The 26,573-nt window shown below is 59.8% G+C and carries 26 protein-coding genes; 12 read left to right on the top strand and 14 right to left on the bottom strand.

Going from position 1 to position 26,573, the window contains the following annotated elements:
- Nucleotide 1: 1 nt before the first annotated feature.
- The 5 genes from BD293_RS07730 (at nucleotide 2) to BD293_RS07745 (ending at nucleotide 3,715) form a co-directional block, all read left to right on the top strand.
- Nucleotides 2-448 (top strand): GNAT family N-acetyltransferase, encoded by a 447-nt coding sequence (locus BD293_RS07730; RefSeq protein WP_142080605.1) that lies wholly within the window; start codon nucleotides 2-4, stop codon nucleotides 446-448.
- Nucleotides 445-1,797, top strand: coding sequence for a DUF2927 domain-containing protein (locus tag BD293_RS07735; RefSeq protein WP_142080606.1), 1,353 nt, complete (start codon nucleotides 445-447; stop codon nucleotides 1,795-1,797). Before BD293_RS07730 ends, BD293_RS07735 begins: the two co-directional genes overlap by 4 nt.
- A gap of 18 nt (nucleotides 1,798-1,815) precedes the next feature.
- Nucleotides 1,816-1,980 (top strand): hypothetical protein, encoded by a 165-nt coding sequence (locus BD293_RS22660; protein ID WP_170207084.1) that lies wholly within the window; start codon nucleotides 1,816-1,818, stop codon nucleotides 1,978-1,980.
- A gap of 4 nt (nucleotides 1,981-1,984) precedes the next feature.
- Complete coding sequence (locus BD293_RS07740) at nucleotides 1,985-3,169, top strand: vWA domain-containing protein (RefSeq protein ID WP_142080607.1); 1,185 nt, start codon at nucleotides 1,985-1,987, stop codon at nucleotides 3,167-3,169.
- A gap of 153 nt (nucleotides 3,170-3,322) precedes the next feature.
- Complete coding sequence (locus BD293_RS07745; RefSeq protein WP_142080608.1) at nucleotides 3,323-3,715, top strand: DUF4168 domain-containing protein; 393 nt, start codon at nucleotides 3,323-3,325, stop codon at nucleotides 3,713-3,715.
- Between the two features lie 101 nt (nucleotides 3,716-3,816).
- On the opposite strand, the gene BD293_RS07750 is transcribed toward BD293_RS07745, so the two are convergent.
- Together BD293_RS07750 and BD293_RS07755 are read right to left on the bottom strand one after the other, a co-directional pair.
- On the bottom strand, nucleotides 3,817-4,431 hold the full coding sequence (locus BD293_RS07750) for a peptidylprolyl isomerase (protein WP_142080609.1): 615 nt from the start codon (nucleotides 4,429-4,431) through the stop codon (nucleotides 3,817-3,819).
- Nucleotides 4,424-4,930, bottom strand: coding sequence for a peptidylprolyl isomerase (locus BD293_RS07755; RefSeq protein WP_142080610.1), 507 nt, complete (start codon nucleotides 4,928-4,930; stop codon nucleotides 4,424-4,426). The genes BD293_RS07750 and BD293_RS07755 overlap by 8 nt, the downstream gene beginning before the upstream one ends.
- A 141-nt stretch (nucleotides 4,931-5,071) precedes the next feature.
- Here BD293_RS07755 and BD293_RS07760 point away from each other — a divergent pair, with 141 nt between their 5' ends.
- From BD293_RS07760 to BD293_RS07775, 4 genes are all read left to right on the top strand, one after another.
- On the top strand, nucleotides 5,072-6,265 hold the full coding sequence (locus BD293_RS07760) for a phosphoglycerate kinase (protein ID WP_142080611.1): 1,194 nt from the start codon (nucleotides 5,072-5,074) through the stop codon (nucleotides 6,263-6,265).
- A 6-nt stretch (nucleotides 6,266-6,271) separates the two neighbouring features.
- Nucleotides 6,272-6,487 (top strand): hypothetical protein, encoded by a 216-nt coding sequence (locus BD293_RS07765; RefSeq protein WP_142080612.1) that lies wholly within the window; start codon nucleotides 6,272-6,274, stop codon nucleotides 6,485-6,487.
- A 102-nt stretch (nucleotides 6,488-6,589) separates the two neighbouring features.
- Nucleotides 6,590-6,886, top strand: coding sequence for an FtsB family cell division protein (locus BD293_RS07770; RefSeq protein ID WP_142080613.1), 297 nt, complete (start codon nucleotides 6,590-6,592; stop codon nucleotides 6,884-6,886).
- A 325-nt stretch (nucleotides 6,887-7,211) separates the two neighbouring features.
- Entirely contained in the window at nucleotides 7,212-7,454 is a 243-nt protein-coding gene (locus tag BD293_RS07775; RefSeq protein WP_142080614.1) for a hypothetical protein, read from the top strand.
- A gap of 77 nt (nucleotides 7,455-7,531) precedes the next feature.
- Here the strand turns inward: BD293_RS07775 and cueR are convergent, their stop codons facing one another.
- The 9 genes from cueR to BD293_RS07820 all read right to left on the bottom strand — a co-directional run bounded on the left by cueR (nucleotide 7,532) and on the right by BD293_RS07820 (nucleotide 18,407).
- The gene (gene cueR / locus BD293_RS07780) at nucleotides 7,532-7,915 is read right to left on the bottom strand and encodes a Cu(I)-responsive transcriptional regulator (RefSeq protein WP_142080615.1); all 384 of its coding nucleotides are present in this window, start codon (nucleotides 7,913-7,915) and stop codon (nucleotides 7,532-7,534) included.
- Nucleotides 7,912-10,392, bottom strand: coding sequence for a heavy metal translocating P-type ATPase (locus BD293_RS07785; RefSeq protein ID WP_142084421.1), 2,481 nt, complete (start codon nucleotides 10,390-10,392; stop codon nucleotides 7,912-7,914). The genes cueR and BD293_RS07785 overlap by 4 nt, the downstream gene beginning before the upstream one ends.
- 120 nt (nucleotides 10,393-10,512) lie before the next feature.
- Nucleotides 10,513-12,057, bottom strand: coding sequence for an FAD-binding domain-containing protein (locus tag BD293_RS07790; RefSeq protein WP_142080616.1), 1,545 nt, complete (start codon nucleotides 12,055-12,057; stop codon nucleotides 10,513-10,515).
- A 77-nt stretch (nucleotides 12,058-12,134) separates the two neighbouring features.
- Nucleotides 12,135-13,310 (bottom strand): acetyl-CoA C-acyltransferase family protein, encoded by a 1,176-nt coding sequence (locus tag BD293_RS07795; protein WP_142080617.1) that lies wholly within the window; start codon nucleotides 13,308-13,310, stop codon nucleotides 12,135-12,137.
- Nucleotides 13,311-13,381: 71 nt separating this feature from the next.
- Nucleotides 13,382-15,625, bottom strand: coding sequence for a ribonuclease R (gene rnr, locus BD293_RS07800; RefSeq protein WP_142084423.1), 2,244 nt, complete (start codon nucleotides 15,623-15,625; stop codon nucleotides 13,382-13,384).
- A 136-nt stretch (nucleotides 15,626-15,761) separates the two neighbouring features.
- Nucleotides 15,762-16,184, bottom strand: coding sequence for a GNAT family N-acetyltransferase (locus tag BD293_RS07805; protein ID WP_142080618.1), 423 nt, complete (start codon nucleotides 16,182-16,184; stop codon nucleotides 15,762-15,764).
- Nucleotides 16,181-17,329 carry a succinyl-diaminopimelate desuccinylase gene (gene dapE / locus BD293_RS07810; RefSeq protein ID WP_142080619.1) on the bottom strand — a complete coding sequence of 383 codons (1,149 nt, stop codon included), beginning with the start codon at nucleotides 17,327-17,329 and terminating at the stop codon, nucleotides 16,181-16,183. The genes BD293_RS07805 and dapE overlap by 4 nt, the downstream gene beginning before the upstream one ends.
- Nucleotides 17,322-17,684 carry a hypothetical protein gene (locus tag BD293_RS07815; RefSeq protein ID WP_142080620.1) on the bottom strand — a complete coding sequence of 121 codons (363 nt, stop codon included), beginning with the start codon at nucleotides 17,682-17,684 and terminating at the stop codon, nucleotides 17,322-17,324. The genes dapE and BD293_RS07815 overlap by 8 nt, the downstream gene beginning before the upstream one ends.
- A 12-nt stretch (nucleotides 17,685-17,696) precedes the next feature.
- Nucleotides 17,697-18,407 carry an SGNH/GDSL hydrolase family protein gene (locus BD293_RS07820; protein WP_142080621.1) on the bottom strand — a complete coding sequence of 237 codons (711 nt, stop codon included), beginning with the start codon at nucleotides 18,405-18,407 and terminating at the stop codon, nucleotides 17,697-17,699.
- 119 nt (nucleotides 18,408-18,526) lie between these two features.
- Here BD293_RS07820 and BD293_RS07825 point away from each other — a divergent pair, with 119 nt between their 5' ends.
- The 3 genes from BD293_RS07825 to BD293_RS07835 all read left to right on the top strand — a co-directional run bounded on the left by BD293_RS07825 (nucleotide 18,527) and on the right by BD293_RS07835 (nucleotide 21,239).
- On the top strand, nucleotides 18,527-19,633 hold the full coding sequence (locus BD293_RS07825) for a UDP-3-O-(3-hydroxymyristoyl)glucosamine N-acyltransferase (protein ID WP_142080622.1): 1,107 nt from the start codon (nucleotides 18,527-18,529) through the stop codon (nucleotides 19,631-19,633).
- A 64-nt stretch (nucleotides 19,634-19,697) separates the two neighbouring features.
- A complete protein-coding gene (locus tag BD293_RS07830) occupies nucleotides 19,698-20,210 on the top strand; it encodes a flavin reductase family protein (protein ID WP_246086245.1) in 513 nt (170 codons plus the stop codon).
- Nucleotides 20,211-20,279: 69 nt separating this feature from the next.
- Nucleotides 20,280-21,239: an NAD(P)H-binding protein gene (locus BD293_RS07835; protein ID WP_142080623.1), complete on the top strand. Its 960-nt coding sequence runs from the start codon at nucleotides 20,280-20,282 to the stop codon at nucleotides 21,237-21,239.
- Nucleotides 21,240-21,290: 51 nt separating this feature from the next.
- On the opposite strand, the gene BD293_RS07840 is transcribed toward BD293_RS07835, so the two are convergent.
- The 3 genes from BD293_RS07840 to BD293_RS07850 form a co-directional block, all read right to left on the bottom strand.
- Nucleotides 21,291-23,996, bottom strand: a complete 2,706-nt coding sequence (locus BD293_RS07840; protein WP_142080624.1) for a TRAP transporter permease — start codon at nucleotides 23,994-23,996, stop codon at nucleotides 21,291-21,293.
- Nucleotides 23,997-24,098: 102 nt separating this feature from the next.
- On the bottom strand, nucleotides 24,099-25,064 hold the full coding sequence (locus BD293_RS07845; protein ID WP_142080625.1) for a TAXI family TRAP transporter solute-binding subunit: 966 nt from the start codon (nucleotides 25,062-25,064) through the stop codon (nucleotides 24,099-24,101).
- A 311-nt stretch (nucleotides 25,065-25,375) separates the two neighbouring features.
- Nucleotides 25,376-26,536, bottom strand: coding sequence for a M20 aminoacylase family protein (locus BD293_RS07850; RefSeq protein WP_142080626.1), 1,161 nt, complete (start codon nucleotides 26,534-26,536; stop codon nucleotides 25,376-25,378).
- Nucleotides 26,537-26,573 lie beyond the last annotated feature (37 nt).

Genomic DNA, 26,573 nt, shown 5'->3' on the forward strand with positions numbered 1-26,573 from the left:
TATGGCAATTGAAATCAAAGCCTTGCAAGCCGAAGATAAACCCCTTTGGGCGCCGCTCTGGACAGGGTATCTCGCCTATTACGAGACAGAGCTTCCGCCATCGGTCTATGACGCGACTTTTGATGCGCTGATGTCAGATGATCCGCACAGCCCCAGCGGCTTGTTGGCATGGGACGGGGACACAGCCGTCGGGCTGGTGCATTACCTGTTTCATGCCCATTGCTGGCGCCCTGAGGGGATTTGCTATCTGCAAGACCTCTTTACCAGCAAACAGGCCCGTGGTCAGGGCGCGGGACGTGCCTTGATCGAAGCAGTCTATGCCGCAGCCGATGCGCGCAACGTATCTGGTGTCTATTGGATGACACAGGACTTCAACACAACAGCGCGCAAACTCTATGACCGGATCGGCGTACAGACGCCGTTCATCAAATATGCTCGGCCAGAATGAGGGGGGTACGCCCATTCGCGCTGGTGCTGGCAGTGTCGGCCTGCGGTGCGGTGCCTGCACCTGACACGCAGGATGATCTGTCCGTGCAGTCGCGGGCCATCAGTTCGGCCACATTGTTTGGTCCCCCCCGACCTTACGCACCTGCGCGCAGTAACGCCCAGATTGCACAGGATATTCTTGAATTGGGGTTCAGGCTGGAATCGGGGCGCGAAATACCGCAATTCTCACGGTTTGAGGGGCCGGTTGCGCTGCGCCTGACCGGACAAGTCCCCCCCCTCGCCGAGATTGAAACGGATCGCCTGATCGCCCGTTTGCGCAGCGAGGCTGGTCTGGATGTTCGCCGCGTCTCGGGTGCGGCCCAGATCACAATCGAATTTGTGCCCCGCGCCGCAATGCGCAGGCTTGTGCCCGCGGCGTCATGTTTCGTGCTGCCCAATGTGGCGTCATGGGATGAGTTTCGCGCAGCCCCCCGCGCCGATCATCTGGATTGGGCCGTTATCGCAGAGCGGCAGAAGGCCCTAGTTGTCGCGCCAGCAGATGCGACCGTTCAGGAGATGCGTGATTGCCTGCATGAGGAGGTCGCGCAAGCGCTCGGCCCCCTGAATGACCTTTACCGCATCGGCGAGACGGTCATGAATGATGATAATTTCCAGACCGCGCTGACCGGCTTTGACATGCTGGTGCTGCGCGCGTGGAACCACCCCGACTTGCAGCCCGGCATGACCCGCGCGGAAGTGGGTGCGCGCCTTCCGGCCATTCTGGCGCAGTTGAATCCGCGTAGCGGTGCAAGCAGATCATTGGCGCTGGACCCGATCCCGACCCCGCGTGCATGGACGGATGCTATCGAGAATTCATTGGCCGCATCCAATCGCCGGCGCAGTTTTGCTTTTGCGCAGGCGGCGTTGCGTATCGCGCTGGATCAGGATTGGCAGGATGAAAGACTGGCCTTCAGCCTGTTCCTTGCCGCGCGCTTCGCCCCCCCCGGCCAAGGCGAGGAAGCGCTGGATGCGTTGATAAGTGCTGCCTCGATCTATTCCGCGCGACCCGGTGGCGAGGTGCCGCGCGCGCATGTCGAGTTGCATCTGGCCGCACAGGCGCTGGCATCGGGGCAATATCCCATCGTGCTGCGCCTGACCGAAAATGCGATGGGTCCGGCACGGCGCAGCGAGAATGGGGCGCTCCTGTCGTCGCTGATGTTGTTGCGCGCACAGGCGCTAGAGCGTATGGGGCGCGTGACCGAGGCGGAAACACTTCGCCGCGATGCAATGCCCTTTGCCATTTTCGGCTTCGGGTCAGAGCGCGCGGCAGATGATCGGCGCGATGAGATCGCCGCGCTGATCCGCCAATAAAACAGGGGAAAAAAGACTATGATCGTCATTCTTGGCATTGTGGCGGGCGCACTCTGGGGCGTGCGCAGCGCAAAACAGAAAAACGGCGACCGCAAGGATATCGCGCAATATGGCGGTGTCGGTGCGATCATCGGCGGGCTGGTCGGACTGTTTGTCACGATCGGGCTTGAAAAGCTGTTGTAAGCCTATGTTTTTGAAATTCTTCCTGTCCTTGCGCGATCATTCTGTTCCAGTCTCTTTGCGCGAGTATCTGTCCTTTCTTGAGGGGGTTCAGGCAGGATTGGTCAGCTATGATGTGGAAGGGTTTTACTACCTTGCACGCATGACGATGGTGAAGGACGAGCGCCATCTTGACCGCTTTGACCGCGCATTTGCCCAAAGCTTTCAGGGCATGGAGGCAATCTCGCTGGAGCAATTGCTTGACGCTGTTGATCTGCCCGCCGACTGGTTGGAGAAAATGGCGGAGAAGCACCTGAGCGCCGAAGAGCGTGAGGCGATCAAGGCGATGGGCGGCTTTGATAAGCTGATGGATACCCTCAAACAACGGCTGGAAGAGCAGAAGGGCCGCCATCAGGGTGGCAGCAAATGGATCGGGACCGCAGGCACCTCGCCTTTTGGGGCGTATGGCTACAATCCCGAAGGGGTGCGGATCGGACAAGAGGAATCGCGCCACCGCAGGGCGGTCAAGGTTTGGGACAAGCGCGAATTTCGCAATCTGGACGATTCAGTCGAATTGGGCACACGCAATATCAAGGTCGCGCTGAAACGCCTGCGCAAATGGGCGCGTGACGGCGCACATGAAGAACTGGACCTTGACGGCACCATCCGTTCGACCGCCGAGCAAGGCTGGCTGGATGTGCGCACCCGCCCAGAGCGAAGAAACGCGGTCAAAGTTTTGTTACTGCTCGATATTGGCGGGTCGATGGATGACCATATCCGCGCTGTGGAAGAGTTGTTCAGCGCCGCCAAATCTGAATTCAAACATCTGGAGCATTTCTATTTTCACAATTGCCTGTATGAATTTGTCTGGCGCGACAATGCGCGGCGCTGGACCGAGCGGATGCCCACATGGGATATTTTGCGCACCTATGGCAGCGATTGGAAATGCATTTTTGTGGGTGACGCCGCCATGTCCCCCTATGAAATCAAGATACCTGGCGGCGCGAATGAGCATTGGAACGAGGAAGCGGGCGAGGTGTGGCTGGAGCGCGCGCGCCGCCAGTGGCCGGACCATCTGTGGATCAATCCGACACCTGAACCCCATTGGCGTTACACCCAGTCGATCGGCATGATCTCACAGCAGTTTGAGGGGCGGATGGTCCCGATGACGCTGGAAGGACTTTCGCGCGGAATCAAAGAGTTGGGGCGCTGACGGCGCGTCCGATCTCTGAGGAACAGCGGCTAACCCAATGGTAGAAAAGCGGAATTCCGCTCAGGGGATTTGCATCCTTGTAGTGCCGCTCATAGGTCTTGCGGGAGCGTGGGGCATGAGTGGTCCTGATCGCCGTCACAACAGGAGATTGACATGAAACTGAAACAGTATCTGACCTCGACCATCCTTGCAGCCGGTATGGCTATGACGCCTGTCCTGGCATCGCAAGCAGTGGCACAGGCGCAGGCCCCTGTCGAAGCGCCAGACATCGCCATGGACGACAACATGATTGATGCCTTCATCGTTGCGGCACTGGCCGTGGCCGAGACACGCGAAAGCTATATCGCGCAGCTTGAAGGCGTCACCGACGAAGAGCAGCAGATGGCAATTGTTCAAGAAGCAGATGCAGCGATCTTGCAGGTTGTCGAAGATACGCCCGACATTTCGGTCGATGAATATATCGCAATCGGCGAGGCTGCTTCGGTAGACCCAGAGCTTGCAGCCGAGATTGATGCACGCTTCACCGAAACTGCTGGCCAAGAGTGATCTTCTTGCGGGGCAGATGACCGCATCTGCCACAGCATACGTTAAAGGCCGGGGGCACATGCCCCCGGCCTTTTTCTTTCGCATCCGCCGTGTCTTTTGGCTTAGCGTTCGATTGTCACGCGTTCCATGCGGTCAGGCTCGCCTACGACCGCACCATTGCCGCCTGTGCCGCGTTTGATCGCGTCCAGAACGTCATACCCGTCGATCAACTGCCCGACGACCGTATACTGCCCGTCAAGGCTGGGCGCAGGGGCGAACATGATGAAGAATTGGCTATTGGCACTATCAGGGCTTTGCGAGCGCGCCATACCGACAACACCGCGTTCAAATCGCACATCCGTGAATTCGGCTTGCAGATTGGGCAGCTCGGATCCGCCCGTTCCCCACATACGTGGCGTGCCGTCCAGCCGACCGTGTTGCACATCGCCTGTTTGCGCCATGAAGCCATCAATCACGCGGTGAAACACCACTCCGTCATAGTCGCCTTGCTCTGCCAATGTGACGATCCGCTCGACATGATTGGGGGCCAGATCATCGCGCAACGCAATGCGCATGGTGCCGGTCGCCTCGCCCGCAGTTTCGATTACCATGACAGGGCCGGTGTGGTCCTCTGGCACAGCGGTGTCTGCGTTGACGCTCATCAGGTTCATGTAGGATGCACCCAGAATACCAACGCCAACGGCAAATACGCCTGCGAATATTAGTTTATCACGCATCGGCGGCCACCTTGACGCTGATCATCTTGTCGGGGCTCGCAGGTGGCTCGCCGCGCACGATCTGGTCAATATGGTCCATTCCGGCAATCACACGGCCATAAACGGTGTATTGACGGTTCAGGAAATGGTTGTCACCAAAATTGATGAAAAACTGACTGTTGGCACTGTCGGGGTTTTGCGACCGCGCAGCACCCACTGTGCCTCGGTCATGCGGCACGCCCGAAAACTCCGCTTTCAGATTTGGCAGGTCAGACCCGCCAGTACCTGCGCGGCGAATGTCGAAATTGTTTTCCGTGTTGCCATTCGCCACATCGCCGGTCTGGGCCATAAAGCCTTCGATCACGCGGTGAAAGACGACATTGTCATAGGCCCCTGCGCGGGCAAGTTCCTTCATACGCGCGCAATGGCCCGGCGCGATATCAGGCAGCAACTCGATTGTGACGGTGCCGGTTTTGAGCTCCATCAGGATTGTGTTTTCCGGGTCTTTGATCTCGGCCATGTGGCGCTCCTGTAGACTACGATTGGCGCCATCCTACTGCGCCACGTTGCGCAGGAAAACCCCTGTTGACGCCGCAGACCATTGACCCTGCCCCCAGTTTTGCGCGACATAGCGTCAAACTATGTGAAAAGGTGCGGTGCAATGGCGTTCAAGACACTGGATGACTTGGAGTTCGCGGGCAAGACCGCGTTGGTTCGCGTAGATATCAATGTGCCGGTGGAAAGCGGCAGGGTGACAGATGCAACCCGGATAGAGCGTATCGTGCCGACCATTCGCCACATTACCGAAGCAGGGGGCAAGGTCGTTCTGCTGGCACATTTCGGGCGTCCAAAGGGCGCGCGCGTGGCTGAGATGTCGCTCTCTGTGGTGTGCCCCGCACTGGAAGCAGCCCTTGGCCAGCCCGTTGCCTTTGCCGAAGATTGCATTGGCGCGCCTGCCAAGAAAGTTGTTGCCGCGATGCAGGCAGGCGAAGTGGCCCTGATGGAAAACACCCGTTTTCATGAAGGGGAAGAAAAGAATGACAAGCTTCTGGCAGCCTCGATGGCGGCCTTGGGCGACTTCTATGTCAATGACGCTTTTTCTGCCGCACACCGCGCACATGCCTCGACCGAGGCGATTGCGCATTTGCGCCCTGCATGTGCCGGACGGTTGATGGAGGCGGAACTTAAAGCCCTTGAGGCCGCACTGGAGGCCCCTGCCCGCCCTGTCGCAGCCGTGGTCGGCGGTGCCAAGGTGTCAAGCAAGCTGGAATTGCTGTCAAACCTGATCCGCAGGGTTGACCACCTGATCATCGGCGGGGGCATGGCGAATACATTTCTGGTGGCCAAGGGGCTGGAAATCGGCACCTCGCTGGCCGAGCGCGATATGGCCGACACAGCGCGCGAGATCATGGATCAGGCGCAGACGGCTGGCTGCACGCTGCATCTGCCGGTCGATATTGTTGTCGCCCGTGAATTTGCCGCCAATGCCGCGCATGAGGTGCTGCCGGTCGATCAATGCCCCGCAGATGCGATGATACTGGACGCAGGGCCAGACAGCGTCACCGCAATTGCCGGTGTTTTTGCACAATGCCGCACTTTGCTATGGAATGGACCTCTGGGCGCGTTCGAGATTGCCCCCTTCGATACCGCAACCAATGCTGCCGCCAAAGAAGCTGCGCGGCTGACGCATGAGGGGATGCTGACATCGGTTGCTGGCGGGGGCGACACCGTTGCCGCATTGAACAAGTCTGGCGCAGCAGCGGAGTTCAGCTATATCTCGACGGCGGGTGGTGCCTTTCTGGAATGGATGGAGGGCAAGACATTGCCCGGCGTCGCCGCATTGGAAAAAGAGTAAACGCGCATGGACTCATTGATCTGGATCGGAGCTGCAATTTCGCTGGCCGGTGTCGCCGGGCTGGGCTGGTGTATCGTCTATGTTATGAAACTGCGCCGCCAAACGCTGGACGATTCCGAGATGCGCGCCCGTATGCAAAAAGCGGTCATCATGAATTTTGCAGCACTTGGCGTGTCAACTCTGGGCCTGATGATGGTGGTTGTCGGCATATTTCTGGGCTGAACACGCTGAAATCTGCACAGTCAGGATTCCCACTGCCCTAATCTTGTGCCATAGTGGTCACGCAGGAGCGCCCAGAGAGGCGCGGACAGAGCAGGCAAACCCATGAAGCGCACCACACCGGCAATCGGCCCGTTGTTTTATTTCGGCACTGCGATTGTGCTGGGATTATACTTCACATTTGCAGCGGTGCAGGGCGCATTCGGGTTGTTCAACCGTGTTCAGATCGAAGCCGAAATCACCACCCTTGTCGCCACACGCGACACATTGCAGGTGGAACTGGCCGAAGTCGAAAACAAGACGCGGCGCCTATCCGATGATTACCTTGATCTGGACCTTCTGGACGAGCGCGCGCGCTACATTCTGGGCCTTGCGCGGCCAGACGAAATTATCATCCGTTAGATTCAAGCCTCGTTTCAGACGTGCCCACATGAAAACCCCGCGAATTGATGCAGATCATTTTCGCGCCGGTTCTGACTAAACTATAAGCGTATATGCGGATAAGAGCTAAGCAAGTTCTTGCGCCTTTGACATGGCTATGCCCTGCCTTGTAGCTTCAAGGGGTTGCACACGCTGCAGTTGACCCTCACATCACCTGTGACAGTGCGCAAGGCGCATAAACGTCATATGTCCGTTACAGGGCACAGGCTAACCGCAGCGCAACAGCGCGTGTGAATTCAAGGGGGGGCACTTCAGACGAAAGTGCCAAGAGAGGGAGTTGAGGATCATGTTTGACCCGGTATCGCTATGGATGCAGAGCACCGTCATGTGGATGAAAGTGTTCAAACAACAGCACGACGCCTATCTGAAAATGCTGGGCAGTTTCGCTGAAAAAATCCCCCATGAAACCGCCGCCGACATCGCGCGCGAAGCGGAAGCGGCGAAAAAGACTGTGCGTGCCGTGAACAAAACCACCAAGCCAGCGGCACCCAAGCAGAGCGCGAAAGACGCGTCACTCGTAAACGCATAAGCATGTCATGGCCCTTATTCTGGGCCATGTGTCCTGTCTGCAAGGGCGGAGTGCGCAAGCGGCTATAGGCGATTGTACTAGCGTGCGAGGTCGCGCAGAATCGGGCAATCGGGGCGGTTGTCACCGGCGCATGATTCAATCAGATCGGTCAATGTGCGGCGCATCTGCCCCAACTCTTCCAATTGCTTGTCGATCCGGGCCAGATGTTCGCGTGCAAGCGCTTTTACATCTGCACTGGCGCGTGTCTCATCATGATACAGCGCCAAGAGTTGGCGACATTCCTGCACCGAAAACCCCAGCGCACGCGCACGGCGCAAAAAGGCCAGCCGGTGCAGGTCCGCGTCGCTGAAAAGCCGGTATCCGTTCGTATCACGGCGCGGCAGGATCAGCCCGATATCCTCATAGAAGCGGATCGTCTTGGGCGGCAATCCTGCGCGCTTTCCAACTTCTGAAATATTCATGCGTGTTTCCCCTGCAAATGATGTGGTGCCATGAAGCGCAGCCGCAATGCGTTGGACAGAACACAGACCGAGCTGAAGGCCATAGCACCGGCCGCCAGCATGGGCGACAGCATCAGCCCGAATGCCGGATACAGCAACCCCGCCGCAACCGGAATAAGCGCTGTGTTATAGGCAAAGGCCCAAAACAGGTTTTGGCGGATGTTGCGCATGGTCTGGCGCGACACGCCAAGTGCCGTCAGAACCGCATCAGGCGCGCCCGAAATCAGCACTACATCCGCGGTTTCAACGGCCACATCCGTGCCGGTGCCAATCGCTATGCCCACATCTGCTTCGGCCAGTGCAGGCGCATCGTTGATGCCATCACCCACAAAGGCCAGCTTGCCACCGCTTTTGCGCAAGGCTTGCAAGGCGTCGACCTTGCCCTTGGGCATGACCTCGGCCATCACTTCGTCAATGCCCAATTCCTGCCCAATGGCGTTGGCTGTGGCTTGTGCATCGCCCGAAATCATCGCCACGCGCAACCCATGCGCTTTGAGTGCGGCAATCATCTCGCGTGCGCCCGGCTTGGCCTTGTCCGCGACTGCCAGCAAGGCCACAAGCTGCCCGTCAACAGCCAGATAGAGGGGACTACGCCCTTTTGCGGCCATGTCCTGCGCCCTGTCGGCAAGTGGTGCCACATCAACGCCTTCTTGCGCCATCAACCGCGCCGCCCCCAGCAAGATAGTCTGTCCGTCAATCTGCCCGCGCACGCCAAGACCCGTCAAAGATTTGAAGCCAGCAACTTCTGGCAGGCTCAGTCCTTTTTCCTTGGCGGCCTCAAGGATGGCCCGCGCAATGGGGTGCTCGGATGTCTGTTCCATCGCGGCGGCCAGTGTCAGCGCGTCATTTGTCCCCCATGTGCCAGCCGTTTCAAGATCGGTCAGGATGGGGCGCCCTTCGGTCAGCGTGCCGGTTTTGTCAAAGGCCACGATTTGCACCTTGTCCAGCAATTGCAATGCGGTTCCCTTGCGAAACAGCACCCCCAATTCGGCCGCACGCCCGGTGCCCACCATCACAGATGTCGGTGTCGCAAGCCCCATCGCACAGGGGCAAGCGATAATCAGCACCGACACCCCTGCCACAAGCGCGAATGTCAGGTCAGGCCCGAACACCAACCAGACCAACACCGCCAAAATTGCAATCCCGATGACGATAGGGACAAACACCATTGTCACACGGTCCACCAGCGCCTGCACCGGCAGTTTGGCACCCTGCGCGCTTTCGACCATACGGATGATCTGCGACAACACCGTGTCCGCGCCTGTGTGCTTCACCTCCATACGGAACGCGCCTGTGCCGTTCACAGTGCCGCCAACCACCTTGTCCCCCGCCTGTTTGGTGACGGGAATAGGCTCACCGGTGATCATGCTTTCATCAATGACCGCCTCGCCCGAGATCAGCGCACCGTCTGCCGGTATCCGCTCTCCGGGGCGCAGTTGTACGATATCGCCTGCGCGCAGATCGGCAATCGCAACCTCGACATTCTCATCCCCGCGCACCACGCGGGCAGAACGCGGCTGCATGCCCACCAGCCGCGCAATCGCCGCGCCCGTGCGCCCTTTTGCGCGCGCTTCCAGCCAGCGGCCCAGAAGGATGAGCGTGACGATGACGGCCGCCGCCTCGAAATACACAGCGCGCGCTGTCGCGGGCAGCAGGGCGGGCGCGAATGTTGCAACCACGGAATAAGCCCATGCCGCCAATGTGCCGATGGCGACAAGGCTGTTCATATCAGGCGCGCCCCGCATCAACGCGGGCAGACCGGTCGTGTAGAACCGTCGCCCCGGCCCGGCCAGCACCGCTGTGGTCAGCACGAATTGCACGATCCACAGGGTTTGCATCCCGATTTGATGGTGCAACCAATGGTGAAAGGCAGGCATCATATGCCCGCCCATTTCCAGAATAAACACCGGCAAGGTCAGCAGCGCCGCAAGTATCAATGCGCCGCGCAAGCCCTGCGCCTCAACATGGTGGCGCATTTGCGGATCTTCGGGTTCGGCAGTGTCGCCAAGCAGTGTTGCAGGATAACCCGCCGCAGTTGACGCCGCGATCAGCGCGCCTGCATCGCCCTGCCCTTCGATATGTTCGATCTGCGCGCGGCTGGTGGCCAGATTGACCGATGCGCGCACCACGCCCGGTTGCGCCAGCAACGCCGCCTCGACGCGCGCAACACAGGATGCGCAGGTCATGCCCTCCAGCGCCAGTTCCAGTTGCGCGGTGCGGATCGGATAGCCCGCCCGCTGCATGGCTTGGCGCAGGACGTCCATTTCGAGCGAGGGGGCCGTCAGAACACGCGCTTCATGTGTTGCAAGATTGACCGATGGCGCGCTCACGCCCGGAACTGCGGCCAAAGCCGTTTCCGCACGCCTGACGCAGCCCGCGCAACTCAGGTTGCCAATGGGAAATCTGCGCTCGACTCCGGTTTGGGCGGTGTTCGTCATCAGCATGGCGGTCCTACATTCTTTTGTCCTGTGCCGATGATATGGGGCTTCTAGCTAATGGAAGGTCAAGGGCAAACCGAATATAATCATCAATGGGCACCCACACCCCTGACGCGCGCCTTATAAATCAAGGCTCAACTGGTCAGGATGCGCCGGTTTGCGGCGCGCAGCCTTAAGGCTCGTAGCACTTGATCGGTCTGTGTTGCGCGCCCGCGACGCGTGTTTTTGCGCCACCGCCTGCGCGACATCCCGAAATCCCGCCTGCTGGCGCAAGCCCCAAAGTGCATCACGCGCCTGCGCCCCTGCCTGCGCAATATCCACCACGGGTGCAGGGTAGCGCGCTTGCAGCCCCGCAGCCCCCTCGGACCACGCCCAAGGTGTATGCACAAACGCCGCCGGCACCTGCGCCAGTTCGGGAACCCAAGTCCGAATGAACTGCCCGCTCGGGTCTTGGTCCAGACTTTGCTTGACGGGGTTATAGATGCGAATCGTATTGATCCCTGTCGTGCCCGATTGCATCTGCACCTGCGACCAGTGGATACCCGGTTCGTAATCGGTGAACAGCCGCGCCAGCACAGGGCCGGTAGCGCGCCAGTCCAGCCACAAATGATAGCTGGCAAAGGACATCAGCATTGCCCGCATCCGAAAATTCAGCCAGCCGGTTGCGCGCAGATAGCGCATACAGGCGTCGACAAAGGGCACGCCGGTTTCGCCCCGTTCCCATGCGCGCAGCAAAACAACATCGGCCACGCGCGGGCGCAACCCTTCATGGGCGCGGTGCAGGCAGTGGTGCTCGATGCCCGGTTCATCTTCGAGTTTCTGGATGAAGTGATCGCGCCATGCCAGCCGCTTTGCAAAACTGTTCAGCGCGGCTTGCCAGTCGCGCTGGCCTTGATGCTGCGCGCGTGCAATGACGCGTGCCTGCTCGACCTGTCGGACCGACAGCACCCCAAGCGCCAGATAGGGCGAAAGGCGCGAACACGCGCGCTCTGCCGTCAGGGGCGAGGACATTGCGACGCGGTACCTCTCGCCACGAACCGACAGGAACGAGTCCAGCGCGCGGTCTGCGGCGGTCCTGCTGCCATTCTGGCGATGCGGACACGGGTCAGGCGCAAGGCGCAGGGCGCGCGCGTCGGGCAGACGCGCAACTGTGGAAATATCGCGCGACAAAGGGGCAAGGGCTTGCGGTGGATCGGCGGGCGCGGCCCGCATGAACGCGTTGCGCTGGCCCTGCCATCCGTCGCGCGACCGCAGCCTGCGCACAACGCCGGATTGCGGAAGTTCCTGCCAACGCACACCAGAGGCCGCCGCCCATGCCGCCACACGCTTGTCGCGCGCATAGGTCCAGCCATTGCCGGTTTCTTCATGGCTAATCATCTGCGTGATGCCCTGCGCCTTGCACAGCCGCGCGAGTTCAGTGACCGCATCGCCCATGCGCACAATCAAAGGCTGGCCCATCGCGGCCAGATCGGCGCGCAGGCTTTCCAACGCCTCGGCGGTGAAGGCCCATTGGCGCGCGGATGTATCCGGCAGTGCCCAATATTCTGGCTCGATAATATAGACAGGCAAGACATAAGCGCCTGCCGCAGCCAATGCAGGATGATCCAATACGCGCAAATCGCGTTTGAACCACAACAGGACAGGGGCTTTGTGTGCAGGTGACATAGGGCCGAGACATAACGCCTGACAAGATACGGTCAAGCGATATGTTCTGCTATTGTTCCTACTAGATTTAGCCCCGCTCAGACCCGCTCCAAGGCCAACGCGATCCCCTGCCCGCCCCCGATGCACATGGTGACAATTGCCCGTTTGCCACCAATTCGGGCCAATTCGTGCAGCGCCTTGATGGTGATAATCGCACCTGTCGCGCCCACCGGATGCCCCAGCGCAATCGCGCCGCCATTGGGGTTCACGCGGGCCGCGTCCAGCCCAAGCGCCGCACTGACCGCCAGCGCTTGCGCGGCAAACGCCTCGTTTGATTCGATCACATCAAAATCCCCGGCGGACAGGCCCGTACGCGCGAAAAGCGCCTGAACTGCAGGAACCGGTCCGATGCCCATCACCTCTGGCCGCACGCCCGCATGGGCATAGCCAATGATTCGCGCCAAGGGTTTCAGCCCCGTTTTATCCGCCGCATCCGCGCGCGCCAGAACCAGCGCCGCTGCGCCGTCATTGATGCCGCTGGCATTGCCTGCGGTAACCGAGCCGCCCTTTTCAAATGCGGGGCGCAGACCGGCCAACGCTTCCATGGTTGTGGGTTTCGGGTGCTCGTCTGTGTCAAACACAACTTCGCCCTTGCGGGTTTTCACGCTGACAGGGGTGATCTGGTCCTTGAAACGCCCCTCAGCAATCGCTTTTGCTGCGCGGTTCTGGCTTTCAAGCGCAAACGCGTCCTGCGCTTCGCGGGTAATGTCATGTTCACGCGCGACATTTTCGGCGGTGACACCCATATGGCCTGTGCCAAACGGGCAGGTCAGCGCCCCCACCATCATGTCAATCGCGCGTGTATCGCCCATCTTGCTGCCAAAGCGCGCGGATTGCAGAATGTGTGGCGCGCGGCTCATGCTTTCGGCGCCACCGACAAGGGCGAAATCTGCATCCCCCAGCGCCAAGGACTGCACCCCCGAGATGATGGCCTGCACACCAGACCCACACAGCCGGTTTACATTCATCGCAGGGACGCTGTCGGGGATACCCGCGCCCATTGCAGCGCGACGCGACAGATACATATCGGCGGGGTCCGTGGCGATAACGGTGCCAAAGACCACATGGCCAATCTGGGGCCCCTCGACCCCTGCCCGCGACAGCGCATCACGTGCCACAAGCTGCGCCAGATCAATTGGCGCGACAGAGGCAAGCCCGCCGCCGAAGCTGCCAATCGCCGTACGTGTTCCGCCCAAGATTACGATGTCGTCCATGAAAGCCCCCCATAAAATTCAAGAGCAGCTTACGCGGTGTTGCATTCGCAATCCAGCACAACGCAGCGTCCTTAGCCACGTTTGCGTTTTACCTTTTTCTTCGCCTTGGCAGCACCTGCGCGCCCCTTGCCCGCAGCCCGACCGATAGGCCCCTTGCGGCCACGCCGCCCCCCGCTGCGTGCCGGGGCTTCGCCGTCAACCTCGAGCAGTTCCAATGCGATCCCGCCGGTCACCGGCTCTGCCTCGGCCAGCTTGACCTTGACGCGCTGCCCAAGGCCGATGCGGAAACCTGTCCGCTCGCCCTCCAATGTCTGGGCTTCGGGGTCGTGGCGGAAATACTCGTCGCCAATCGCGCGGATCGGCACCAGCCCGTCGGCGCCGGTTTCATCCAGCTTCACAAACACCCCGAACCGCGCGACGCCCGAAATGCGGCCAGTGAATTCTGCACCCACACGGTCAGCCAGATAAGCGGCAAGGTAGCGGTCTGCCGTGTCGCGCTCCGCCGCCATCGAGCGGCGCTCGGCCTCTGATATCTGTTTGCCCGTCTCTTCCAGATTCTCGATATCCCACGGGCTTAGCCCGTCATCGCCCCATTTATGCGCAGAAATCAGCCCGCGATGCACGATCAGGTCGGCATAGCGCCGGATAGGCGAGGTGAAATGAGCGTATTCGCGCAAGGCCAGCCCGAAATGCCCGAAATTCTGCGGCGCATAATAGGCCTGCGTCATTGACCGCAGCGTGGCCATATTGATTAACTCGTCAAATTCTGTGCCTTCGGCCTGTTTCAACAACTGGTTGAAATGCCGCGTCATCAGAACCTGCCCTTTGGCCAGATTGAACCCGGCTTCTCGCGCCAGTTCGCGCAAGGATTCCATCTTTTCAGGGCTGGGTTCCTCATGCACGCGGTAGAGCAGCGCGGACCCCTTTTCGCGCAATGTCTCGGCGGCGGCGACATTGGCCAGCACCATGAATTCCTCGACCAGTTTATGCGCATCAAACCGTTGTTTGAAGGCCACGGATATGACGCGCCCCTCTTCCGACAAGATGATCTGCCGCTCTGGCAGGTCCAGATCAAGGGGCTGGCGGCGGTGGTGGGCGCGGGTCAGCGCACGGTATGCGCCAAACAGGTCCGCCAAAGCCTGCGCCAAAGGGGCCGTCGCGTCATCCAACTGCCCGTCATCTGCGGCTTGTGCTTGCTCATAAGTCAGCGAAGCGACCGAGCACATCATGGCGCGAAAGAACTCATGGCTACGCTTAGTGCCATCTTCGCCAATCACCATGCGCAGTGCAATACAGGGCCGGTCCACCCCTTCATGCAACGAGCACAGATCACCCGACAGGATGTCAGGCAACATCGGCACCACGCGGTCAGGGAAGTAAGTGGAATTGCCGCGTCTGCGCGCCTCTCGGTCCAGCTCAGAGTTGGGGCGCACATAGGCGGCGACATCAGCAATCGCCACCCATAGGATATAACCGCCGGCATTCTCGGGGTCGCTGTCTGCCTCGGCATAAACGGCATCGTCATGGTCGCGCGCGTCCCACGGGTCGATGGTCATCAAGGGCAGCGCGCGCAAGTCGCGGCGGCCTTTTTCCTGCACAGGTCCAGCCTTGTCGGCCTCGGCCACCACATCATCGGGAAAGGCATCACGAATGCCGTGCTGGTGAATGGCAATCAGCGACACGGCCTTGGGTGCGGTCGGATCACCCAGCCGTTCCAGCACTTTTGCGCGGCTGGGGCCAAACCGCCCCTTGGTCAGCGGCTCTGCATGGACCAACTCGCCATCTTCTGCGCCGCCTGTTTCAGTCACGCTCCAGAATCTGTCCGCACCCTTGTCAATGGGCACGATGCGCCCGCCTTGCGCTTCTTTGCGGAAAATGCCCAAGATGCGGCTGGGATTGGCCCCCAGTTTGCGGATCAGACGCGCCTGATAGTCGTAATCGGGGCCGCGAATTTCCTCCAGCTTGGCCAGAACCCGGTCGCCCTGTCCCAGCGCCGGATCGCCCGGTTGGGTCAGGAACAGGATCACAGGGGCCACGCCCTCGCCGCGCCACTCAACGGGACGCGCGAACAGATCGCCCTCGGTATCTGGGGCGCTGATTTCCAGAACTGTCACAGACGGCAACTTGTCGCCGCCGCCAGAGCTGCGGTGACGCGGGGCAAGGGTGCCCTCATCTTCCAACTCGCGCAGCATGACCTTCAGGTCGATCTTCGCGCCGCCCTTGATGCCAAAAGCCTTGGCAATATCGCGCCGTGTGGCGCCTGGATTATCGGCAAGCCACAGGCGAATGTCGTTGATGGAAGGAAGCTGCTTCACAAGATCGCCCTCGCGCAAGTCAGGCGCGCGGCCCGAATGGATGCGTGACAAATTGAACGGTGCGGGCACAAGCCAGAAATAATGCGTATCATCCCGCCGCAGTATCACGCCATCTGGGCGCAGTCACCGCCCATTCTTACAGCATGCGCACCATGTCGCGATGCGCGATTCCGGCATCCAGATATTCCGGGCCTTGCGCCACAAAACCCAACGCCTCGTAAAACCCGATCGCGTGGGTTTGTGCGCCCAGCTTGGCACGGTGCACCCCGTCAAGATTGCGCAGCGCATCCAGAGCCGCGTTGATAAGGGCCACACCAATGCCCTGCCCGCGCAGGGCGCGCAGCACACAGACGCGCCCGATTTTGCCCGTCTCGCCCACAATCAAAATCCGCGCGCAGCCGACAGGTTGCCCGTCCAGCACCGCCAGCAGGTGCAAAGCGTCCGGGTCGCGCCCATCCACCTCCTCCGCTGCGGGGACATTCTGTTCTTCGATGAACACGACACGGCGCAGCGCATGGCAGGCGGCCAGATCGGTCGTCAGCCCGACATGCAGATTCATGCGAAATAGTCCCGCAAAATGCGCGAATATACTGACTTAAGCTGATGAATTTGTGCAACTTCTGCAAATTCATCTACTTGATGCATCGAAGTGCCGACCAGCCCGAACTCTACCACGGGGCAGTGATTCTTGACAAAGCGCGCATCCGATGTACCACCGGACGTTGACAGCACAGGGGTGATGCCACATTCCGCCGCCACAGCCCGCGCGACCAGATCCGACAGCGTGCCCGGCGGCGTCAGAAAGCTTTCGCCCGAGATGTGAACTTCAAGATCAAGCGCTACCCCACTGTCTTTGAATGTCTTTTTAGATTCATGTTGCAGCCATTCAGTCAAGGACGCGCCCGAATGCAGATCGTTGAACCGAATGTTCAGGGTTGCGCGTGCAGTGGCAGGAATGACATTCGAGGCCGGATTGCCCACATCAATCGTGGTCAGCGCAAGGGTCGAGGGGTCGAAATGTTCGGTGCCCTGATCCAGTTCATGCCGCGCCAGCCCGTCGAGATAGGCCACCAGCAGCGGCAACGGGTTGCGCGCCTTGTGTGGATAGGCGGCGTGCCCCTGTTTCCCGCGCGCTGTAACATAAGCGGTCATCGACCCGCGGCGCCCGATCTTGATCATCTCGCCCATTTGCTCGGGGCAGGTCGGCTCGCCCACGATGCAGGCGCTCATCGCTTCATTCTGTGATGCCATCCAGTCGAGGATGGCGATTGTGCCATCTCCGCCCGGCCCTTCTTCGTCGCCGGTAATCGTCAGAATAACGGCACCATCAGGGGGGGTGTCACGCACGAAATCCACCGCAGCCGCCGCAAAAGCGGCAACGCCTGATTTCATGTCACACGCCCCACGCCCGAATATGCGCCCGTCTGAAACCTCGGCCCCGAAGGGGGCGCGCGTCCAGTCATCGGGGTTGCCAAGCGGCACGACGTCCGTATGGCCGTTGAACCCAAACGACCGCTCATGCCCCTTGCGCCCCCAGCGCGCGAACAGATTGGGTGTGCCGTTGCGGTCGACCCGTGTGCAATCAAAACCAGCGTCAGAAAGCAGCGCTTCCAGCAACACCAATGCGCCAGCTTCTTGCGGCGTGATCGAGGGGCAGCGAATCAAGTCTGCTGTCAGTGCAACCGGACAAACAGGGTCAGTCATCTTCGGCCTCATCCGTGAAATAGGTTTTTTGCGCAACGATCACGGAATTTTCGTTCAACGCGCGCGCCATCAACTCGCGCTCTTCATCGGGAACGTTGTCGCCCGCAGCCAGCCGTTCGTCCAGCGTGCCATAGCTCGTGACATCCAGCGGCAAAACCCCTGCGGTTTTGAGCACGGCAACCGCTTCGCGCACGGCCTCTGGCTCATCCACACCTGTGGCATACAGCAAAAGCCCGGCACCAGTCGCGCCTTTGGGCAAATCGTCACCAGCGCTGCGGCCCAATTCGACCAGCAAGGTATAGACCTGTTGCGGGCGTTTCTCGGGCTTGGTGGCGTCTTTTGGGGGCTTGGTCATGGTCATGTCCTCTCAGCTTTTCCCTGTCCGGGACGCGCGCAGGGCAAGCTGTGCCATTCGTGCGCCCCAATGGCAATACAGGTTTGCACCGGGATGAAATCCGTCACGCGCCAGCAAATCCGCGCTGGGGGTTATATCAAAGGGCACATGCAGCGCGCCGGTGCTATTGCAGACGTCGCGCAGGGCCATGTCCAGCCGCACTGCACGCCTGCCCAGAAACCCGCGCAACGGTTCGGGAAATGCCGGAAATGCACCCAAAGGCGGCACAGCAGAGGCGAGAATGCAGCCGACCCCATGCACCTGGCGCAGATCGTGCATCAGTGCGGTCTGAACCTGCCGAAACCGCGCCGTGCGGGTCTGGCGCAGCACATCATTTACACCCAGCGCCAGCACGGCGACGTCAAACTGCCCCACGCCGCGCAGCATGGAACGCGCCGCGCGCGATGTTGCACCGGATCGCGCGATGAGTTGCCATTCGACGCGGACATGCGGGGTCATGTGATGCAGCATTCGACCGATTAGCGCATCGTGCTGCCGCGCCACCCCCACACCCGCGCCCGAGGAATCGCCAAGTATCAGCAGGCGCACCCGCCGCCCCTGACCCGCAACCCCGGTGCGCGGGCCTGCCGCTTCGGGCAAACGTTCGGCACGCCACACAAGTGCCAACATCTGCGCAGCATAGACAGGGCCAAGGCCGAATGGGATAAGTTGGTGAAACATCATCTGCCATGATGCCGCCAACCCGCAGGCTTGTCACCTGCCATTGCGGCCTCTGGGGGCTGGTCGACAGGGCGCGCATTCGGTATGGCTGTGTCATAGCTTGACCACAGGCGGATGCTCTCATGCCCCATACTATCGCAGATATCGCACAGGCCCTTGGATTGCAGGCCGAAGGCGCGCTGGACCTGACAATCACCCACGCGGCTGAACCTGCCCCTGCTGGCCCCGATGCGCTGGCGATGGCAACCAATCCCAAATATGCTGCTGGTCTGGCCGAGGGGCGCGCACAGGCGGCCATCCTCTGGGCTGGGGCCGACTGGCGCGAACTGGGGCTGAAAGCCGCGATCTTTGCACCGCGCCCGCGCTGGGCGATGGCGGGCGTCAGCGAGATTCTTGACCCCGGATACGACTTTGGCGGCGACATTCACCCGCAAAGCTATATCCATCCCAGTGCGGATATTGGCGAGGGCGCGCAGATCGGCCCCTTCACCAGCATTGGTGCGCGCACAAAGATTGGCGCGAATGCACGCATCGCGGCCAATGTAACCGTGGCCGAAGATGTCGAGATCGGCGCAGATGTCATCTTGCACGCAGGCGCTCGGATCGGGGCACGCTGCCGGATTGGCGCGCGCTATATCGGCCAGCCCAACAGCGTTGTCGGCGGCTGCGGGTTCAGCTTCGTGACGCCAGAGCCGTCGGGCGCAGAAGATGTGCGCGGCACGCTGTCGGGCGAGCGTCAACTCAGGGCACAGAAATGGCACCGCATCCAGTCGCTTGGGGCGGTCGAGATTGGCGATGACGTGGAACTTGGGGCCAATTCCTCGATTGATCGGGGCACCATCCGCAACACGGTGATCGGGTCGGGCACAAAAATCGATTCCGTCTGCCAGATCGGTCATAATGTCCAAATGGGCGAAGATTGCATGATGTGCGGCATGGCCGGTGTCGCGGGGTCAGCCCGGATCGGCAATCGCGTGTTGCTGGCGGGCAAAGTGGCGGTGAACGACAATATTTTCATCGGCGACGATGTGATCGTGGGCGGGGCCAGCCGCGTTTACACCAATGTCGCCACAGGGCGAACGGTTCTGGGTGACCCGGCAACAAAACTTGAGACACAGTTGGAAATTCGCAAGGCTGTGCGCCGCTTGCCGCGTCTGGCAGCGCAGGTGGCAGCGCTTCATGCGGCAGTATTCGGAGCGGCCAAAACCGACAAGAGCCGCCCCGAATGACACTTGCCCTGTCCGCGCTACGGCTTACCTCACGCGCCAGAGAAGCAGGCAGGACTATGACAAGATGGACGGATCTTTTATGAACGAGCACAGCTTTCCCCCGGATGCCGCAAACGCGCGTGCGTTTCGTGATGCGCTGGGGCGTTTTGCAACGGGGGTTACGGTTGTGACCACGCAAAGCGACAAGGGACCGTTGGGAATTACGGCCAACAGCTTTGCCTCGCTCTCGCTTGACCCGCCGCTGGTGATGTGGGCACCGGGTAAATTTTCGCGCCGCTTCGACGCCTTTGCCGAGGCAGGGCATTTCGCAATTCACGTGCTGGCTGCCGATCAGATGCCGTTGGCGCAACATTTCGCACAAGACGGGCTGAATTTCGAGTTGCCGGATGTGTCCGAGGGGGTTGGCGGCACGCCGCTTCTGGGGGGATGCCTTGCGCGTTTTGAATGCCGCCGCCATGCGGTTCACCCCGGCGGCGACCATGCGATCGTCGTGGGCGAAGTGCTGCGTGTCAGCACGAATACAGGTGCGGGCCTGAGTTTCTTTGCTGGCAATTACGGGGTCATTAACCCCGAGTGACAGGGCGCCCCTTGCCTGACGCCCGCAAAAGGGACAAGATCGCCATCAAATAGTGACAGGTCTGCTCTTATGTCCGCACCGTCCATAATTCTGCTGGGGGCCACTGGCACAATCGGGCGCGCCACGCTGTCGGAATTGCGCGCACAGGGCCATGATGTGACCTGTCTGGTGCGGCAGGGCAGCGGTGACAAACTGCCGAGCGGTGCAAAGTTCCTTGAGGTCGATCTGGGTGACCCCGACGCAGTTGCGCGCTGTATGGACACACGCGGCGGGGCGGCAGTTATTTCGTGCATGGCGTCACGAACGGGACGGCCTGCGGACGCATGGGCAGTCGATTATCAGGCCAATATGAACGTGTTGACCGCCGCGCAGGCGGTGGGCTGCGCGCATTTCATCCTGCTTTCAGCCATCTGCGTTCAAAAGCCGCTTTTGGAGTTTCAGCGCGCAAAACTTGCGTTTGAGGCAGCGCTGACCGCCTCGGGACTGCACTGGTCAATCGTGCGGCCAACGGCCTTCTTCAAATCGCTGTCTGGTCAGGTCAGGCGCGTGCAGGCAGGCAAGCCGTTTTTGGTGTTTGGCGATGGCACACTAACCGCCTGCACACCGATCAGCGACCGTGATCTTGCGCGGTATCTGGTGGGCTGTCTGAATGCGCCCGCGCGTTTGAACCGCATCCTGCCCATAGGCGGGCCGGGTCCAGCGCTGACCCCGCACGCACAGGGTGAGGTTTTGTTTGATCTGCTGGGCAAAAAGCCCCGCTTTCGACAGGTGCCAGTGGCACTGATGGATGGGATTATCGCCACCCTGTCAACTTTGGGACGGGTCAACCAGGGTATGGCCGAAAAGGCCGAATTTGCCCGCATCGGTCGCTATTACGCAACCGAGTCGATGCTGGTCTGGAACCCGACAACCGCGCGATATGACGCCGAGGCGACACCCGCTTTTGGCGACGACAGTCTGCGTGCGCATTACCAGCGCCTGCTGCTTGGTAACGGCGAGGCAGGTCTGGGCGACCACGCCATCTTCTGAGACGCTGTATCCTCCGTCGGCCCTACCAGAGTGACAGGCGGGGCCGATGGTTTAGAATGCAGGCACTGTCTGACGCCGACGTTGCAGCAAGATCACGCCGAACAACAGCAGCAACGCCGGAATATAGAACAGTTGCTCTGGCACGCGATCTGCCGGGCGCAACACCGCAGACAGTTCAACCGGTTCGCTGCCATAGAAGTCGAAATCCCCCAACGAGCGCTGGAACGGAGAGCCGAACATAGGCTCGTCCAGCACCATACGGTCAGATTCTGGCATCAGGAACAGTCCCGTCTGCCCGACACGCGCATCGGGTGCGGTCTCATCCACATCAAGCACCAGCGTAACAGATCGCATTTGTCCGGTGTTGAAATCCGGCCCTGTCACCTCTAGCCGCAACTGATCGCCTGTGTCGGCCTGTTCCAGCACTTGCTCGAATTCCAGACCGGACAGGCGGTTGAATTCTGGCTGCACGCGGTCCAGCCAGAAATTCGGCACAAACAGCGTAAAGGCTACAAGCAACAATGCTGCTGATTCGTACAATTTGGACCGCGCAAGGAAATAGCCCTGCGTGGCGGCCGCGAATAGAAGCATCGCAAAGGTGGCAATCACAAAGATGAACACCGCCTGCATCATCCCGGCCGCTGTGCCCAAATCGACGCCGTAAAGGATAAGTGTCGGATTATAGATAAACAGGAACGGCAGCGCGAGCGTGCGCAGGCTGTAGAAGAACGCCTGAAAGCCGGTCTTGATCGGATCGCCCCCCGACACAGCCGAGGCCGCGAAACTGGCCAGCCCTACCGGCGGCGTGACATCTGCCATAAGCCCGAAATAGAACACGAACAAATGCGCCGCGATCAAGGGCACGATCAGCCCTTCTTGTGCGCCCAAGCTGACAACCACAGTCGCCATCAGCGACGACACCACAATGTAATTCGCCGTTGTCGGCAGCCCTAACCCCAGAACCAGCGAGAACAGCCCCACCAGAACCAGCATCAGGAACAGGTTGCCAAGCGCCAGCATCTCGACCAGCCCGGCAAGTTCGGTGCCAATTGGCGTGCGCGTCACAGTCGCCACGATCACACCCGCCGCACCTGTTGCAACGGCAATGCCGATCATATTGCGTGCGCCCGCGATCATGCCCTCGACAAGATCTGTTACCCCCTGACGAAACTGCGCAATCAGGTCCGTCTGGCCGCGAAACAGCGCCTTCAGGGGCCGCTGGGTCAGGATGATGAACAGCATCGTCATGACCGCGAAATAGGCCGATTTCGCAGGTGATTGCCGCTCGACCATCAGGAACCAGATCAGAATTATGATCGGCAACAGATAATGCAGCCCCGTCGGAAAGACGTCGCGCATCACCGGCAGCTTGATTTCCTTCTCTTTCGGGTCATCCAGTTCCAGATCTGGCCGCTTCGATCCAACCCAGAGACACCCAAGATAAACCCCAAGCAGCGCCAATATCGTGATGGTGCCCGCGATGGCAGGCGCAGTGGCGCGCAAGAAATCGACTGCGGCGATCACGCTGTAGAAAGCCACCCCCGCAATGACAAAGCCAAGCGCGGTTTTCCACGCCATTGTCAGCAGGCTGGCCCCTTTGCCAAGCGCGGGAATGCCATTCTTCAACGCTTCGAGATGCACGATATAGACCAGCGCGATATAAGAAATCACGGCCGGAATGAACGCGTGCTTGATAACCTCCAGATACGAGATACCGACAAATTCGACCATCAGGAACGCAGCAGCGCCCATGACAGGCGGCATGATCTGGCCATTGACCGATGATGACACCTCAACCGCGCCCGCCTTTTCAGAGGTGAAGCCCACGCGCTTCATCAAGGGAATGGTGAATGTACCTGTGGTCACAACATTTGCGATGGATGACCCGGAAATCAGACCCGTCGCGCCAGACCCGACAACCGCAGCTTTCGCAGGCCCGCCGCGCAGGTGGCCAAGCCCGGCAAAGGCCAGCTTGATGAAGTAGTTGCCCGCCCCCGCCTTATCCAGCAATGCGCCAAACAACACGAACAGGAACACAAATGCGGTCGATACCCCCAATGGAATGCCGAATACCCCTTCGGTGGACAGCCATTGTGTGTTGATGATGCCGTTGAAGCTGCGCCCTTCATGCGCGATCAGATCCGGGATCAGCCAACCTTGGCCAAAATAGCTGTAGGCAAGAAAAATACTGCCCACGATTGTCAGCGCGGGGCCAAGCGCGCGGCGCGACGCCTCCAGCAACAAGACAAGGCCAATCGTGCCAATAATGATCTGGGGAAAGATAACAGGGCCAATCAAACCCTCAAAATTGTTGAGGATGGGCACATCTGCGGTTTGCAATTGCGTCAGCCGGCCTTGCCGCGCCGAGCCGGAAATCTCGCGTGAGAACCAGAAGATATAAAAGACAGACCCCGCAGCGATAAAGGCGAGCGCCCAATCATATAGCGGGATGTAGCGCCGTGGAGAGCTTTTGAATGCAGGATATGCAAGGAAGGCCAGAAACAGCGCGAATGTCAGGTGCATGGGCCGCGTCATGTCTGACCCGATGACCCGCAGGTAGGGAATATTCTGCGCAAACTGAAACTGCGGATCGGCAATCCAGATTTGAAAGGCGGACCATAAAAACGCTACCGATGCGATCAAAATGGCAACGGCGCGGTTTTCCGGGGCGCGTCCACCCGAATCCGTGCTGGCGACGAGATCCTGCAATTCATCATCCGAGAATTGCCGAGCTTCCGGCTTTTGCGCAGTCGACATACGCCTGTCCCCCATTGATGCTGATTGTTATTTAATCTTGCAGTCACAACATAGTTGCGCGGCGCGTCATAACGCGCCGCGCAACAGGTTAGGTAGGTCGGATCACTCGATCAAACCAGCTTCGCGGAAATACCGCTCGGAGCCGGGATGCAGTGGCGCTGACAGACCATCGCTGACCATTTCGCTTGGATCGAGGTTTGCCAATGCGGGGTGCAGTGCGGTGAACTGATCAAGGTTCTCGAAAATCGCACGTGTGACCTGATAGCCAACTTCTTCGCTGACCTCGTCCGAGCTGACAAATGTGGCACCGACACCAAAGGTGGTGATGTCCTCATCTGTGCCGCGATACATGCCGCCCGGAATGGTGGCCATGCGGTAATAGTCACGCTCGCCAACCAGTTCGCGGATCGCGTCGTTATCGACATTCACCAGAACTGTGTCGCAGGCGGTGGTTGCTTCCTGAATCGCACCGGATGGGTGTCCGACAGTATAGACGATAGCATCGACATTGTTGTCGCACAGTGCCAAGGACTGCTCGGCTGGTGGCAATTCTGTGGCTTGCGCAAAGGTGTCAAGCGTCCAGCCCATTGCTTCCATCACGACATCCATTGTGCCGCGCTGGCCGGACCCTGGATTGCCGATATTGACGCGCTTGCCTTCCAGATCATCGAATGTGGTGATCCCGGAATCAGCCCGTGCCACGACAGTAAACGGCTCCGGGTGCAGCGAGAAGACTGCGCGCAGACCTTCAAACGCGCCATCTTCTTCAAAGCTGGAGCTGCCATTGTAAGCGTGGAACTGCCAGTCGGATTGCGCAACGCCAAATTCCAGCTCGCCCGAACGGATCGCGTTGATGTTGAAGATCGACCCACCGGTTGATTCCACACCACAGCGGATGCCATGCTCGGCACGGTCGCGGTTCACCAGACGGCAAATCGCGCCACCTGCGGGGTAGTAGACGCCAGTTACGCCGCCAGTGCCGATAGAGATAAAGGTTTCTTGCGCAAGCGCAGTCGTCCCCATCATTATACCTGCGGCAACCAGTCCTGCTGTAAACGGTTTGTTCATGTATTCCTCCATGTGAAACGCTGCTATTTCGGTGCAGCAAAAGGGTTCTGTAGCCACGCCTGTTTTAGGCTATGTGGCGCGTCCCATAGGGTGAGTGGACTGCGACAACACAAAGGAGTCAACCCAGAAACACATCTTGGTGAAAAACCAAGGTCAATTATTTGTTTATACGAGTAAAACTCTGAAATTTTCTGCACATCGACGCCGGAAAATTCACACATCAAAGCGACTCAAACCGATTTGGGCACGCACAGGATATGTGAAGCGTCACTCAAGGCAACACTGCCGCGCAGGGCGTAATGTGTGACAAATCACACGGAAAGGCGGGTTTCCACGATCCCCACGAACCAACTGCAACCATAGGGAATTATCTCATCGTTGAAATCATATTCCGGATGGTGCAGCCCTGCCCCCTCGCCTGCGCCAAGCACAATATAGGCACCGGGGCGCTCTTCGAGCATGTAGGAGAAATCCTCACCCCCCATATTAAATCCCGCTTCAAGGCATTGGTTGGACACCTCCAATGCCACGTCGCGCGCAATCTTGGTTTCGGCCTCGTGGTTGACCATGACGGGATAGCCTTCGACAAACTCCACTTCGGCTGACGCGCTAAATGCCGCCGCGGTCCCTTGCGCCACGGCATGAAGCCGCGTCTCTGCCAGTTTGCGCAAACCGGCATCATGGGTGCGGATGGTACCACGCAACTCCACCCGTTGTGGAATGACATTATACGCCTGCGACTCGGTGCGTACCCCGCAGACTGACAGCACGATATTCTGTGTCGGGTCTGCATTGCGGCTGGCGATGGTTTGCAACGCCAGAATAAGGTGGCTGGCAGCAACAGTCGGGTCGATGGTCGCGTGCGGCTTGGCGGCGTGTCCGCCCAGCCCCTCAACCGTGATGCGAAACTCGTCACACGCGGCGTAGAAAGCGCCTGCGCGAATGTTGAACTCACCCAAGCCGTGGCCGGGGCGATTGTGCATGGCATAGACTTCCTGAATGCCAAACCGCGCCATCAGCCCCGCGTCACACATCACCTTGGCCCCCGCCCCGCCTTCTTCGGCGGGTTGGAAGATGACGGCAACAGTGCCATCGAAATTGCGCGTTTCGCACAGGTATTTGGCAGCGCCCAGCAGCATTGCCGTGTGCCCGTCATGACCACAGGCATGCATCTTGCCATGGTGAATGGATGTATAGGGTTTGCCCGTCGCCTCCATGATCGGCAGCGCGTCCATATCCGCGCGCAGTCCCACCACCCGGCCAGAGGCACGGCTGCGCCCATGAATTAGCCCCACAAGCCCGGTTACGCCGATCTTCTCGATCACCTCATCACACCCGAAATCCCGCAATTTTTCGGCCACGATCTGCGCCGTGCGGTGGCATTCAAACTGCAATTCCGGGTGCGCGTGAAAATCACGCCGCCATTCCGTGATCTCGGGCAGCAATTCGGCGAAACGGTTGCGTATGGGCATAATGATCCTGACAGATTTACACTCTTGCCGCAAAACC

This window comes from Roseinatronobacter monicus, from assembly GCF_006716865.1.
GTDB lineage: Bacteria > Pseudomonadota > Alphaproteobacteria > Rhodobacterales > Rhodobacteraceae > Roseinatronobacter > Roseinatronobacter monicus.

Coding starts and splice junctions, on each gene's coding strand:
- BD293_RS07730 (WP_142080605.1), top strand. CDS start 2: ATGGCAATTGAAATCAAAGCCTTGCAAGCCGAAGATAAACCCCTTTGG.
- BD293_RS07735 (WP_142080606.1), top strand. CDS start 445: ATGAGGGGGGTACGCCCATTCGCGCTGGTGCTGGCAGTGTCGGCCTGC.
- BD293_RS22660 (WP_170207084.1), top strand. CDS start 1,816: ATGATCGTCATTCTTGGCATTGTGGCGGGCGCACTCTGGGGCGTGCGC.
- BD293_RS07740 (WP_142080607.1), top strand. CDS start 1,985: ATGTTTTTGAAATTCTTCCTGTCCTTGCGCGATCATTCTGTTCCAGTC.
- BD293_RS07745 (WP_142080608.1), top strand. CDS start 3,323: ATGAAACTGAAACAGTATCTGACCTCGACCATCCTTGCAGCCGGTATG.
- BD293_RS07750 (WP_142080609.1), bottom strand. CDS start 4,431: ATGCGTGATAAACTAATATTCGCAGGCGTATTTGCCGTTGGCGTTGGT.
- BD293_RS07755 (WP_142080610.1), bottom strand. CDS start 4,930: ATGGCCGAGATCAAAGACCCGGAAAACACAATCCTGATGGAGCTCAAA.
- BD293_RS07760 (WP_142080611.1), top strand. CDS start 5,072: ATGGCGTTCAAGACACTGGATGACTTGGAGTTCGCGGGCAAGACCGCG.
- BD293_RS07765 (WP_142080612.1), top strand. CDS start 6,272: ATGGACTCATTGATCTGGATCGGAGCTGCAATTTCGCTGGCCGGTGTC.
- BD293_RS07770 (WP_142080613.1), top strand. CDS start 6,590: ATGAAGCGCACCACACCGGCAATCGGCCCGTTGTTTTATTTCGGCACT.
- BD293_RS07775 (WP_142080614.1), top strand. CDS start 7,212: ATGTTTGACCCGGTATCGCTATGGATGCAGAGCACCGTCATGTGGATG.
- cueR (WP_142080615.1), bottom strand. CDS start 7,915: ATGAATATTTCAGAAGTTGGAAAGCGCGCAGGATTGCCGCCCAAGACG.
- BD293_RS07785 (WP_142084421.1), bottom strand. CDS start 10,392: ATGACGAACACCGCCCAAACCGGAGTCGAGCGCAGATTTCCCATTGGC.
- BD293_RS07790 (WP_142080616.1), bottom strand. CDS start 12,057: ATGTCACCTGCACACAAAGCCCCTGTCCTGTTGTGGTTCAAACGCGAT.
- BD293_RS07795 (WP_142080617.1), bottom strand. CDS start 13,310: ATGGACGACATCGTAATCTTGGGCGGAACACGTACGGCGATTGGCAGC.
- BD293_RS07805 (WP_142080618.1), bottom strand. CDS start 16,184: ATGAATCTGCATGTCGGGCTGACGACCGATCTGGCCGCCTGCCATGCG.
- dapE (WP_142080619.1), bottom strand. CDS start 17,329: ATGACTGACCCTGTTTGTCCGGTTGCACTGACAGCAGACTTGATTCGC.
- BD293_RS07815 (WP_142080620.1), bottom strand. CDS start 17,684: ATGACCAAGCCCCCAAAAGACGCCACCAAGCCCGAGAAACGCCCGCAA.
- BD293_RS07820 (WP_142080621.1), bottom strand. CDS start 18,407: ATGATGTTTCACCAACTTATCCCATTCGGCCTTGGCCCTGTCTATGCT.
- BD293_RS07825 (WP_142080622.1), top strand. CDS start 18,527: ATGCCCCATACTATCGCAGATATCGCACAGGCCCTTGGATTGCAGGCC.
- BD293_RS07830 (WP_246086245.1), top strand. CDS start 19,698: ATGGACGGATCTTTTATGAACGAGCACAGCTTTCCCCCGGATGCCGCA.
- BD293_RS07835 (WP_142080623.1), top strand. CDS start 20,280: ATGTCCGCACCGTCCATAATTCTGCTGGGGGCCACTGGCACAATCGGG.
- BD293_RS07840 (WP_142080624.1), bottom strand. CDS start 23,996: ATGTCGACTGCGCAAAAGCCGGAAGCTCGGCAATTCTCGGATGATGAA.
- BD293_RS07845 (WP_142080625.1), bottom strand. CDS start 25,064: ATGAACAAACCGTTTACAGCAGGACTGGTTGCCGCAGGTATAATGATG.
- BD293_RS07850 (WP_142080626.1), bottom strand. CDS start 26,536: ATGCCCATACGCAACCGTTTCGCCGAATTGCTGCCCGAGATCACGGAA.